A 12,905-nucleotide genomic window follows, 5' to 3' on the forward strand; every position below is an offset into this window, starting at 1 on the left:
TTTAGTTTTCGAAAAGATCAAGGAAGCGTTGCCGCGCCTTACCGGCATACGTAAACGTATTATAAAGTTGCTGGTTATCGTTACTGTCCAGAAACTGTTGTATTTTATCCAGCTCGTCCTTTAATTGCTGTATTAATGGCATGATTTCATTTTTATTGGCTACACAAATATCCAACCACATGGTCGGGTCACTGGACGCAATACGAGTAAAATCCCTGAAACCACCAGCCGCGTATTTGAAAATTTCAGATTGCTCGTCTTTATGTCCCAACATATCGACCATCGCAAACGCAACAATGTGGGGCAAATGGCTGGTTGCTGCCAGTACAGCATCATGATGGCCGGCATCCATAACAGCAACCTGCGTACCTAGCCGTTCCCAAAATTCCCGCATTTTTTGCACAGCATCCGGGCGGGTAACCTTATCCGGCGTAATAATCAAGCGCTTATTGATAAAAAGGTCATCTAGCGACGCAACGACGCCACTTTGCTCCGCACCGGCAATCGGGTGGGCAGGCACCAAATTATCCGGGACGTAACCAAAAACCCGTTCCGCTGCGGCGATTACATTGCCTTTGGTGCTGCCCACATCCGTGTAAATGGCTATTTCGTTCCAGTAAGGCTTGAGTAAGGTAAAAACTGATTCAATAGCGCCTACCGGTGTCGCCATGATAATACAATCAGCGTCTAATACCGCCTCAGAAATATCCAGGCAATAATCGTCAATGACCCCTAAATCCTTGCCCGTCTGCAAATTAGGCAGGTCGCCTTCCCGGCCAAATCCCACAATCGTTTTGCTTAAGCCACACTGTCTTGCCGCCCGTGCAATTGAACCGCCAATCAGGCCGACACCGATAATGCAAAGCTTATTAAACATAACCCAGCGTTTCTGCCAATGCCTTGAGAAAAAACTGGTTTTCAGCTTGCGTACCGATACTGATGCGTAGATGGTTGGGCATTCCGTAATTGGCGATTGGCCTGACAATAACCCCTTTACGCAATAAGGCTTCATAAACGGGCTGCCCTAGCCGTTTCAGGTCAACCGAAACAAAATTCCCGGCTGAGGGTATCCACTCCAAGCCCAAGGCTTTAAAGCCTTCTGTCAGATCCGACATTCCTTGTGCATTCGTAGCAATCGTTTGTTGTAAATACTCATCATCCGCCAGGGCCGCCTCCGCTGCCGCTAACGCCAAGGCATTGTTATTGAAAGGTTGCCGTACACGATTAAGGATGTCCGCAATTTCAGGGCAAGATAAGCCATAACCGATCCGCAACCCTGCCAAACCATAGGCTTTTGAAAAAGTCCGGGTAATAATTAAGTTCGGGTTGGTTTTCAGCCAAGCTATAGAATCAATCCCTTGCTTATCGCCAACAAATTCAAAATAGGCTTCATCCAAGACACATAAACAATGCCTGGGCAATGCAGAAATAAACTTTTGTAAATCCGCCTGTCCAAGCAAAGTCCCAGTTGGGTTATTAGGATTGGCAATAAAAACGACGCGGGTTTTTTCGCTAATTCTCGCCGCCATCGCTTCCAAATCATTGCCATAATTTAACGCGGGTACGACCACGGCGGTTGCGCCCACGGCTTGCGTTGCAATCGGGTAAATCGCAAAAGCATGTTGGGAAAACATCGCTTCCAGTCCAGGCGCCAAGAATGCCCTGGCGACTAACTCCAGCAGTTCATTCGAGCCATTGCCCAAGGTGACCTGATCGGTATTCAGGGCATATTTTTTCGCAAGCGCGGACTTCAAGTTGAAGCCATTGCCGTCAGGGTATAAGGTCACAAGCGGCAACGCGGATTGTATCGCCGCCAACGCTTTTTTTCCGGGCCCTAACGGATTTTCATTGGATGCCAACTTGATAATCCCGGTCAACCCAAGCTCGCGTTCCAGTTCTTCAATCGGTTTTCCTGCAACATAAGGGACAAGCTGGCGGACACCGGCTACGGTGAGTCCATAAATATGATCAGTGCGGTTCATACATTATTGGCTGGCAAAGCGGGCGAATAAAGACACATCAAAGCACAGCTCTCGGATAGGAGCCGAGTAATTTCAGCATACTGACATTGCTTTTCAGTATATCCAAGGCCTTGGTGACTTGCTCGTCCTCGCTATGGCCTTCAATATCGATAAAAAAAACATATTCCCACAATCCTTGCCGGGATGGTCTCGATTCAATATGAACCATGCCGATACCAAACCGGGCAAAAGGCTCCAATATTCTGTGCAATGCTCCCGGCTGGTTTCCGGTCGAAACCACTAACGAGGTCTTATCGTTGCCCGTTGAAGCCGACGTTTGTTTGCCGATAATGATAAAACGGGTGGTGTTATTCGGTTCATCCTCAATATTTTTTTCAAAAATATTGAGGTGATACAGTTCCGCCGCAGGCCTGCCTGCGATGGCGGCTGCATTTTTGGTGATAGATGCCAGTCTCGCTGCCTCGGCATTACTGCTCACCGCCGTGAGTTTGGCATGAGGAAAATTTTTCTCCAGCCACTGACGGCACTGCGCCAATGACTGCTGATGGGAAAAAATCTCTGTAATTTGCGTTTTATCATCAACCAGTCCCATCAAATTTTGATGCACCTGAATTTCAACTTCACCACACATTTTCAGGGACGAAACCAAAAATCGATCCAAGGTATAGCTGATAACCCCTTCGGTTGAATTCTCTACTGGAACCACGCCAAATTGACAACCGCCATTCTCGACTGTAGAAAAAATATCGTTGATGGTCGCTTCAGGAATCGCCTTCACCGCATTGCCAAAATGCTTAAGTACCGCTTGTTGGGTAAATGTGCCCACTGGCCCCAGATAGGCGACATCCAGGGGTTTTTCAAGCGCCAAACAGGAAGACATCAATTCCCGAAAGAAACGGACAGCCGTCTGGTCGGGTAACGGCCCTTGATTGATATCTTTTATCCGCCTCAAAACCAGTGATTCCCTGTCAGGACGATAAAAAGTCCCTTGTTCGCCCAAGGCAATTTTGGTTTTTGCCACTTCCATTGCACAAGATGCGCGTTGGTTGATTAGCTCCAGAATCTGCTGATCGATCTTGTCAATTTTGTCCCTTAATTCGCTAAGAGGTGTGATTGAAGTCATGAATAAGCCCTTGAATCCCGACTTAGTGCGTCCGTTCGAATTCTTTGATGAATTCACACAGCGCATCAACTCCCGATTCGGGCATGGCGTTATAGATACTTGCGCGCATACCGCCAACCGAACGATGCCCTTTCAATTCTAACAAACCGTTGGCTTCCGCTGCCACAAGAAAGGGCTTATCGAGCGCTTCATCAGCGAGAATAAAAGGCACATTCATCCTAGAGCGGGCTGTTTTTTCTACCGGATTGCTGTACAAGGCCGATTGGTCAATCACGACATATAATTTTTCAGACTTGGTGAAGTTACGTTGCTCAATCGCATCAACACCGCCCTGCCCTTTCAACCATTTCAGCACTAAGCCAACCAGATACCAGTTGTAGGTTGCCGGCGTATTTAGCATCGAGCCATTTTTGACCTGCTGGGCATAGTCGAATACCGGCGGTGTGCCTTTGGCTGCATGGCCTATCAAATCTTCCCGGACTATCACCACGGTGACACCGGCGGGCCCCATATTTTTCTGGGTTCCGGCATAAATCAAGCCAAACTGGCTAACATCAATTCTACGCGACAGGATATTGGAGGACATATCGGAAACCAAGGTTAAGCCCTTACCTTCCGGAATAGACTGAAATTCAACCCCGTGTATGGTTTCATTAGACGTGTAGTGCAGATAAGCTGCATCCTGATCCAGTTTCCAGCTTGCAAAATCGGGAATATGGGTAAATTTGCTGGGCTCTGAGCTGGCGCTCACAACAACATCACAGTAGGCTTTCGCATCCTGGATGGCTTTTTCCGACCAAGCGCCGGTATTTACATAACAGGCCTTGGTTTTGCCATTGAGTATATTTTGTGGGATCAAGGAAAACTGCGCGGATGCGCCTCCCTGCAAAAACAGCACCTTATAATTATTGGGGATAGCCAACAATTCCCGCAGGTCACTTTCAAGTTCTTCCGCAATCATTGAGAAATATTTGCCACGATGGCTCATCTCCATCACCGACATGCCGCTGTCCCGCCACTCCAGCATCTCGGTTTGGACTTGCCGCAACACGGATTCAGGAAACGCTGACGGCCCTGCACTAAAATTATAAACCCTGCTCATGTATCACTCTTCTCCTGAATCGTCTTCGTCATTCGTTGTTTCTTGTTCATCTTCGTAGAAATTCTCGTCTTCCCCTATATCCTCACCTGCCAATCCTTCGATACGGTCAACACCTATCACTTTTTCTCCCTTGTCCAGGCGGATAATGCGTACACCTTGAGTATTCCGTCCGACTACGGAAATACCGTCTACCGGGGTGCGAACCAGGATACCGCCATCGGTGATCAACATTATTTCATCATGCTCGTTGACTAACACCGCACCAACCAGGGCGCCATTCCGGGCAGAAGTCTGTATGGCAATCATGCCCTGTCCGCCGCGTTTATGGAGGGTAAACTCTTCCAGCCGGGTTCGTTTGCCGAAACCGTTTTCGGTAATATTGAGGACCGTACCTTCTGCAGCGATAATTAGCGATATGACTTTTTGATTTTCTTGCAAACGCATTCCGCGAACACCAGAAGCCGTCCTGCCCATAGACCGCACATCGGACTCATTGAAGCAGTTCGCTTTACCTGAGCTGGCAAAAAGCAATACATTTTGACGGCCATCGGTAACAGCCACGCCGACCAAAGTGTCGTTTTCCCTTAAATCAATGGCAATTTTTCCATTAGCACGTTGCCGTTCAAATTCATTCAATGGCGTTTTTTTGACAGTGCCCGCTGATGTTGCCATGAAAATAAATTTATTGTCGCTAAACTCTTTGATAGGCAATATGGCGTTGATTTTTTCGCCTTCATCAAGGGCGAGCAGGTTTACAAATGGTTTGCCTCTAGCTGCACGGCTGGCAACTGGCAGTTGGTAAACTTTCAGCCAGTAAACTTTGCCCAATGATGAAAAACAAAGAATAGTATCGTGGGTATTGGCTACGATCAGCTTATCAACATAATCTAGCTCTTTTGTCGCCGTTGCCGACTTACCGCGCCCACCGCGCCGCTGGGCTTTGTAGTCCGTCAACGGCTGAGATTTAACATAGCCCTCGTAAGACATGGTAACGACCATATCTTCTTCGGTGATCAAATCACCGTCGGACAGATCCAGTTGATTATGGATAATTTCTGTGCGCCTTTTGTCGCCGTATTCGTCCCTGATTGCTTTTAATTCATCCCGGATTATTTCCATGAGCCGGTCATAATTTGCAAGGATATAAAGATACTCGTCAATCTGTTCAAGCAGTTCTTTATATTCATTGATTATTTTATCCTGCTCCAATCCCGTCAGGCTGTGTAGGCGCAAATCAAGGATCGCTTGCGCCTGGACTTCAGAAAGCCGGTAAAACTCACCTGACATACCAAACTCAGGGGCCAAATCTTCCGGTCTTGAGCGGTCGGCATCAGCCCGTTCCAGCAACGAAGCCACCAACCCCCCATTCCAAGTCCGTGCCAATAAGCCATCTTTGGCATCGCTTCGGTTGCTGGAGGACTTGATCAGCTCGATCATGTCATCGATATTGGCTAAGGCAACCGCTAAACCTTCCAAGACGTGCGCCCTTTCCCGCGCTTTACGCAAATTAAAAAACGTCCTGCGGGTGACGATTTCACGTCTATGATCGACAAAGGCACTTAAAATCTCTTTGAGGCTCAGGCAATGCGGACGGCCATCCAGCAAAGCCACCATGTTGATGCCAAACACCGTCTCAAACTGGGTCTGCTTATAAAGGTTATTCAACACCACTTCCGGCACTTCGCCACGACGCAGCTCAATCACCAAACGCATACCGTCTTTATCGGACTCATCACGAATCGCGGAAATGCCTTCGAGCTTGCCGTCCTTGACCAGTTCGGCAATTTTCATTTGCAGGACAGCCTTGTTGACCTGATACGGCAATTCGGTGACGATTATCGCCTGTCGGCTGCTATCGCCGATGTCTTCAAAATGGCAGCGGGCGCGTAGGTAAATCTTTCCACGGCCCGTGGTATAGGCGCTGTAAATCCCAGAAGCGCCATTGATAAAGCCTGCAGTGGGGAAATCCGGCCCAGGGATATGGGCCATCAACTCATGCACTGTGGCATCTGGATTATTAATCAATAGTAGACAGGCATTGATAACTTCAGCCATGTTGTGCGGCGGGATATTCGTCGCCATCCCAACGGCAATGCCCGACGAACCATTTATCAAGAGTGTAGGCACCCGTGTCGGCAAGACTTGTGGCTCGGACTCGGATTCATCATAATTCGGGATGAAATCGACGGTTTCCTTATCCAGGTCTGCCAGCATTTCATGGGATATTTTCGCTAGCCGAGCTTCCGTGTAACGCATGGCGGCTGGAGGGTCGCCATCGACGGAACCAAAGTTCCCCTGCCCGTCAATCAGCACATAACGCATGGAAAAAGACTGCGCCATACGCACCATAGTGTCATAGATTGCACTATCACCGTGTGGGTGATATTTACCCATGACATCACCGACAATACGAGCGGATTTTTTATAGGGTTTGTTCCAGTCATTACCCGCTTCATTCATTGCATAAAGCACACGACGATGCACAGGTTTTAGACCGTCCCTAACATCTGGAAGGGCTCGACCCACGATGACGCTCATAGCGTAAGCGAGGTAAGACTGCTTCATCTCATCTTCGAGATTAACAGGTATGATTTCTTTCGCGAAGTTTGACATTAATCCCTAACAAAATTTACCCGTTGAAAAGCCCTGGCATGGCTTTTTTACCGGACGAAAACACACAGATTTCAATGATCTTTACAATTCAGGCCAACTTACCCGGCTTTCAAACCGATAAGTATATCAAATTGTGAGCCTCACGTCGAAGATGTTGCTTTGTTTACTCAAATCACAGCAACAGATTTTACGCCAGTTATATGTATGGTAATTAGACCAGCTATGAAGGGTTCAGCACCGAAAGTAAACTTGGGTTGTCGATCAAAGTTTTGCAAGAAACAAAACCCACATTATGGCTTTTAAATGGATAAATGGACTATCCACTTAAGTGCTGTTACAGTTCCGGTTGTGGCTCATCCATGGGTGCACAGGGGATTTTCTTGCACATGAAGAGGTGTGGCCAATGGTTGATGGGCGGGTGGGGTTTTGTGGGTTTGGTCAATGGATTCATAACGAGAGCCTTATAGGATAATGGCTGCATTTGAACCGCTTGGGGGAGTCACCGGAAAAGAAGGCCACGAAACTCCGAATGGAACTGGACTAGCTCAAAAAATGTCTGGGCCGGCCTGTAGCGGAACGGCAAAGCTGGAGCGCTGGGGGACGTGTGGCGGTATCTAGGCATTGCCAGCTTCTATGCGTGACGCGCTTGGTCGTGTATGATCAGAAGAAGCGGCAGCAGGAAGAAGAGGGTGAATTTGAAGGGCTATTGTTGCGATTGCTGGATGAAGAATAAACGCGGCACCCTTTTTATGTCTCTCGCCGCATGACGAAGTACCTCTGTGGCTGTGGCCATGCGGTCAACCGCAAGCGGGTACAGCCGGCTGTTGAGCGGCTTTGTGTACGTAGTCGCAATCATCCTGGCACAGCCGCAAGGTATTGGCGTGGCGGTTGTCGAACACGATGGATGCCGAGTTTTGTGTGGATTGCCTGGAGGCAGCCATTAAGGACTACAGGACACCGCATGCCTTCAACACCGACTAAGGCTCACAGTCCACCAGCGATGGCTTCACTGGCGTACTGGTCTGGACGGCATCAGCATGGACGGACGTGGACGGGTATTGGAATTGGAATTGGAATTGGGCAATATTTTTGTCGAACGGTTCTGGCGGACAGTGAAATATGAGGACGTGTATTTGCAGAAATACGTAAACATGCCGGACTTGCTGTTGGGCTTGATGGACTATTTCCTGTTTTATAACGAAACAAGAATGCATCAATCGCTGGGCTATACGACACCTAACAAGGTGTACCGGACAGCCACAGGCGGCGGCGCGAGGATTGCGGATAAATTCAACAATGCGCGGGAATCATCACCTCACGCACAAGGATTAGGACAGCGCCATTCAGCTGTAATGTAAACAGGAATCTATCTTAAACTGGTCAATTATTTGTCTGTCCATTGGAGGGCCGCTATTAAGGTTTCCCATTAACAACAACCTCCGCCAGGACTGCATTTATCCTGATGCATTCCGCCCTTGGTTTCTGAAACGGCGCGGATTGCACCGATTGCACAATCCCAAGGTTTGCCCGGGAGTTCTTCAGCAGGTGCAATCCCTATGAAACCGTCACCATAAGTTTCGCCGGTCAGCAATTTAAAATTACGCTCACATACCGCCATACGTTGGCCTCTGTGGTAAACATGGCCTTCATCATCGTAGACTTCTGAAAACGGGCCGCGATAAATGACGGCGTGGCCTTTATCAATACATGCCTGGTTTTGCGGCTTGATCGCTGTAATGGTAACTGAGCGGAATTCAATGCCTTCAACAATCTGCCACGGCTGGTTTTCCCATTTGTCGTAGCTGACGGCAATAAAACCGGCTTTGACAAAGGCCACTAAAAACTCATGTTCCTGAAGCGCACCTGAAATACAACCGCTCCATAAAAGTTGATCTTGCTTTAAATGTTCGGAGACAATCTCATCACTTACAATATCCGAGATTGCAACCCGCCCCCCCGGCTTGACTACCCGAAAAATTTCCCGAACCATCTGCCCTTTGTCGCGATCATGAACCAGATTAAGCACACAATTAGATACGACAAGATCAATCGAGTTATCCTTAATCAAAGGCGAGCCGTTACGCTGCTTTTCTTGCCAGGCGCGTAAGCTAATGACATCTTCGGCTTTACGTACCGGATTCTGTGCCAGATACCCGTCCATTGCTGAAACATCCAATGCCAAATCCTGAATCTGCCCTTTTAGGAATTCGACCCGGTCTGAACCGATTTTCTGTGCCATCCCGTGTTGGTATTTACGTGCCAAGGCCAACATGTCATCGTTCATGTCCACACCAATGACCTTGCCCTGGTCGCCGACCAATTGAGCAGCCATATAACAGATTTTTCCTGAACCTGAACCTAAATCAAGGACGGTATCCCCTTTTTTTACATAACGGGAAGGGTCGCCACAGCCATAATCCTTCTCGATAATTTCCTGGGGCAAGATTGCCAGTAATTCGCGGTCATAATCCACGGGACAACACAAATCCGCCTGCCTTAATTCTGCGCCTTTCGAGTAACGCTCTAAAACACCTGTTTCTATGGTCATTTTTTATTCCTTACTAGTTTTTATTGATTCTTGAGAACGATAATTACAAATCACTTAGGCTATTGCTCCACCGCAACTGCTGCCCTGCCCTGCCGTACAGCCATAACAATGTTGCCGTACAGCAATATCCGAGCCGGGCAAGGAGTGGCTTTTCAATTCGCTCAAATGCGTTCTACGGTTTAGATTAGCGCCTAATGGAAGGTTCAACATTTGGTTAAAATCGCAGTCATAAACAAACCCTTGCCAATCAACGCTGATGCTATTACGGCACATAACACCGGGGAGATTTTCCTGACGGTAGTTGTCTTTTAATAATTGTAAATACTCGGTGAACAAGCCTTTACTGATTAATTGACTGCCAAAACGTTGGATGGGGAGATTAGCCATGGCGTAGAGACGATTAAAAATGATCCCATAGTGTTCAGACAAATGCTGTTTATAAGCCATTTCCAGCGCTTGTTGGTTAGGCGGCAGCTTGTTATCCTGCGGGTTAAAAACCAGATTAAGCTTTAGCGGACTATCAACCTTACCATAACCTAAATCATTCAGCTTTTTCAAGGCGGTAATGCTAGCGCTGAAAGTGCCTTTACCACGCTGCCTGTCTACGTTATCTTCAAGATAGCACGGCAGTGAAGCGACTATTTCCACTTGGTAGCCTGCAAGAAATTCTGCCAACTCCTCATAACCTGGCTCTTGAAGAATCACCAGATTGCACCGGTCGATCACCCTGGCATCCATCGCCCTGGCTTGTATGACCAGATATTTGAAATAAGGGTTCATTTCAGGAGCGCCGCCGGTTAAATCCAGTGTGCGGACATTCTCGCGACGGACAAATTCCAGGATCAGTTCGACCGTTGCCTTGTCCATCAACTCAGTACGTTTAGGCCCTGCATTAACGTGACAATGGGTGCAGCTTAAATTGCACAAATAACCCAGGTTAACCTGTAGAACCTCTAATGGTGACCGGTTAATCGCAGGGAAATCGGTGGGTTCCAGATAGGACAGCGTATCGTGCATGGCTATTCCGCCGTGAAGTAAATATCGCCATAGTAAGCCGTTGCTTTGCCTTGGCTGTTGTCGGTATCCGTCATAATCGCTACCGCATCAATATAGCTAATATCTTCCCCTGTTAGCTGCTTAAGATCGGCGCGTACATTTCGTCTTTCGGTATACCAGGTTCCGGTTTTGTCGGTAAACGATCGGACAGCAACCATCAGGGCATGGTCGCCTGCAAAAGGATTAGGCCATGTTTTATCTTTAGCCGATGTGCTAGCCCAAACGTAATTGATGGCTTTGGTGTTCCAAAAAATCAGCCCACCACTCACGACAACATAGACACGGGCAGCAAAATCATCTCCTGATTTGGTTTGCTCATCGATATTAGCTAAGCGGTTTTCGATGCGCCAGCGCCAGTTCATGACCGGTGTTTTTTGCAGGTCAATGCGTTGTCCATAGAATAAACCCGATGCCGCATCATTGCTCTCAGCTTTTAATACTTGTGAACCATCCAACTTGATGAGCTGATATTGGGTTTGGCCTTTAAATTCTTTGGTATTCCAACCATTCAGCGAGCCAGAAGAGAAGTTTCCAACCGCTAGTTTATCTCGTGGCTTTTCGCCGATAGTCGGCATTGAAACAATTAACAACCATAAGCCAAGGATTCTTAAATATTTATAAGGTTCAAAAAGCATCAACATACCCTAGTGATACCTCGGTGAGTGGTTAATTTTGCGAAACTGCCATAGATTATTTGTAACTATTCAGTGTTCTTTCGCAAAAAGCTTGATTTTACTGTCATTTCGACCATCGGGAGAAATCATTTAAGCTCTGGAACATGGGTGAGCCTTAAGATTCCTCGCTTTGCTCGGAATGACAAACTACGCTGAATAGTTACGATTATTTCAGGATATGCCAAGAACAGCGATTAGCCAAATAAAAACCTAATGACCCTAGTTTATTTTACTTGATGTTATATAATGCCGTCCTCATCAACGTTATCGATGCCTCGGTGGCGAAATTGGTAGACGCAAGGGACTTAAAATCCCTCGGATTAACATCCGTGCCGGTTCGACTCCGGCTCGAGGCACCATAAAATTCAATGAATTACGTACGTTAGCGTCCGTTGTCGTTCGTATTCCAATAAAATCAAGAAGTTTGTTCAATTTGGAACTTAGGGAGCAATCGAGCGTGTATGCGAAGCTTCGCATACACGCTCTTATGGAAAGCTCATTTCCTTGTGAATGATATTAGCATGATGTGACAAATAAGACCGATTTCACCCACACAATGCGCTGTTTCGCTTCGCATAATACTACTGTCTTCAAAGGATTGCCTGATGGATGACCAAGTGCCGTTTACGGCCAGTTGCAGTCGTTAGGAAAAATAGAAAATACATCGTCCTTGTATACGAATTTTTGGAAAAGTAGGACTTATTTATTTGGAGATTGTCAATAAATGTAGTTTGTTGCTGTTGCTCGATTTACTTTAGGTTATGATATTTTTTGTCAAATGCATAAAATAAAAATAATTTTTCTAGGCAATCTTGTGATGCGATGTTTTGCGTCTGCGTCTAATAGTAGAGCTAATTACGTTAGTTTGAAAACAATTGTCTATCTAGCGCTGACAGGTAGTAAAGCTTATATAGGCAACATACAGGCATATCCTTGGGATTTTTTATAGGGGGATTTAAATGACGTACCGAATTAAAATTCGAAAAAATACATCACTTCTGGATATCGGTAATTGGGCATCGTCTGAAGATGGTGAGGTCGAATTTGAAATTACAAAGGCGTCGTCATTCCAGTTATTGGCAGAAGGAGCGGCACTCGGAAAGCTGCGTGACTTAGAAATAAAACTTGTCCCAATTCGACTTGAGATATATCAGTCTCCAATTACAAAGGATCATGAAATAGATGATACAAAACTTCCTCCTTTGTTTACTACCCTCTTTGGCTTAGAACTTATTTATCTTTCCAAAACTGTACAAGTACGAAATGACTCGACTCAAGTAAATTGGCGCAACTCAATAGGGAGCCATATTTGGAAACAAGTGTTGTCCAATAAAGGCGTGATTAGCTCAGGAAGAATAATGTACCTTGTCTCTAGGCATGGGTACGAAATTCCGGCGGTTTTGAGAGGGCAAACACCTCCGGCAGAGTTTCCGAGATTCGATTATTTTCAACAGAAAATCCGGCCTCTTATTTCAAGCTTGCGAGACACTGCTGCCGGAACAAGCGCTACTGAAGATCATCTCATTGAGTGGATATTTCATATTGCTGAGAATGCTTTTGAGCATGCTTCTGAAACTTATGAGCAGGGCCGACTGATTCCCATTCGGGGATATAGAGGAATCGTCCTCCAAAAAATCAAGTTCGAAATGAGTAAAGGCGTAGAACATCGCAATGACCTCCCGGATATCGTAAAAAACTTCATAACTCAAAGGATAGAAGATTGTAACATTGACCAGCAGGGAATAATAAATCTCGCTACGGTTGTTGATCTTGGCGTGGGGATACAGAACACAGTACCAAGAGTCAG

At 46.7% G+C, this 12,905-nt stretch carries 9 protein-coding genes, 1 tRNA gene and 1 pseudogene; 3 read left to right on the forward strand and 8 right to left on the reverse strand.

The window, feature by feature from the left end; translation table 11 throughout:
* Position 1: 1 nt before the first annotated feature.
* From ACLQ6D_RS01360 to gyrA, 5 genes are read right to left on the reverse strand one after another with little or no spacing between them, the layout of a single operon-like run.
* The gene (locus ACLQ6D_RS01360; protein ID WP_411725453.1) at positions 2-877 is read right to left on the reverse strand and encodes a prephenate dehydrogenase; all 876 of its coding nucleotides are present in this window, start codon (positions 875-877) and stop codon (positions 2-4) included.
* Positions 870-1,982 (reverse strand): histidinol-phosphate transaminase, encoded by a 1,113-nt coding sequence (gene hisC, locus ACLQ6D_RS01365; RefSeq protein WP_411725454.1) that lies wholly within the window; start codon positions 1,980-1,982, stop codon positions 870-872. The genes ACLQ6D_RS01360 and hisC overlap by 8 nt, the downstream gene beginning before the upstream one ends.
* A gap of 37 nt (positions 1,983-2,019) precedes the next feature.
* Complete coding sequence (pheA, locus tag ACLQ6D_RS01370) at positions 2,020-3,105, reverse strand: prephenate dehydratase (protein ID WP_411725455.1); 1,086 nt, start codon at positions 3,103-3,105, stop codon at positions 2,020-2,022.
* Between the two features lie 22 nt (positions 3,106-3,127).
* On the reverse strand, positions 3,128-4,207 hold the full coding sequence (gene serC / locus ACLQ6D_RS01375; RefSeq protein ID WP_411725456.1) for a 3-phosphoserine/phosphohydroxythreonine transaminase: 1,080 nt from the start codon (positions 4,205-4,207) through the stop codon (positions 3,128-3,130).
* Positions 4,208-4,210: 3 nt separating this feature from the next.
* The gene (gene gyrA / locus ACLQ6D_RS01380; RefSeq protein ID WP_411725457.1) at positions 4,211-6,820 is read right to left on the reverse strand and encodes a DNA gyrase subunit A; all 2,610 of its coding nucleotides are present in this window, start codon (positions 6,818-6,820) and stop codon (positions 4,211-4,213) included.
* Between the two features lie 601 nt (positions 6,821-7,421).
* Between gyrA and ACLQ6D_RS01385 the strand changes: the two are divergent.
* Positions 7,422-8,178 (forward strand): annotated as a pseudogene (locus ACLQ6D_RS01385) (DDE-type integrase/transposase/recombinase); the annotation flags it as partial.
* Between the two features lie 68 nt (positions 8,179-8,246).
* On the opposite strand, the gene ACLQ6D_RS01390 reads toward ACLQ6D_RS01385, so the two are convergent.
* Genes ACLQ6D_RS01390 through ACLQ6D_RS01400 form a run of 3 tightly spaced genes read right to left on the reverse strand, consistent with a single transcriptional unit; the run spans position 8,247 to position 11,059 of the window.
* Positions 8,247-9,368: a methyltransferase domain-containing protein gene (locus tag ACLQ6D_RS01390; RefSeq protein WP_411725458.1), complete on the reverse strand. Its 1,122-nt coding sequence runs from the start codon at positions 9,366-9,368 to the stop codon at positions 8,247-8,249.
* A 54-nt stretch (positions 9,369-9,422) separates the two neighbouring features.
* Positions 9,423-10,385: an arsenosugar biosynthesis radical SAM (seleno)protein ArsS gene (gene arsS / locus ACLQ6D_RS01395; protein ID WP_411725459.1), complete on the reverse strand. Its 963-nt coding sequence runs from the start codon at positions 10,383-10,385 to the stop codon at positions 9,423-9,425.
* A 2-nt stretch (positions 10,386-10,387) separates the two neighbouring features.
* Positions 10,388-11,059, reverse strand: a complete 672-nt coding sequence (locus ACLQ6D_RS01400) for a DUF3047 domain-containing protein (protein WP_411725460.1) — start codon at positions 11,057-11,059, stop codon at positions 10,388-10,390.
* 311 nt (positions 11,060-11,370) lie between these two features.
* Here ACLQ6D_RS01400 and ACLQ6D_RS01405 point away from each other — a divergent pair.
* Together ACLQ6D_RS01405 and ACLQ6D_RS01410 are read left to right on the forward strand one after the other, a co-directional pair.
* Positions 11,371-11,457 (forward strand) — tRNA-Leu (locus ACLQ6D_RS01405).
* A 600-nt stretch (positions 11,458-12,057) separates the two neighbouring features.
* Positions 12,058-12,905 (forward strand): hypothetical protein (locus ACLQ6D_RS01410; protein WP_411725461.1); only part of this gene is annotated, 848 nt, incomplete at its 3' end.

Origin of the sequence: Methyloglobulus sp., assembly GCF_046714055.1 — a bacterium.
Taxonomy (GTDB): domain Bacteria; phylum Pseudomonadota; class Gammaproteobacteria; order Methylococcales; family Methylomonadaceae; genus Methyloglobulus.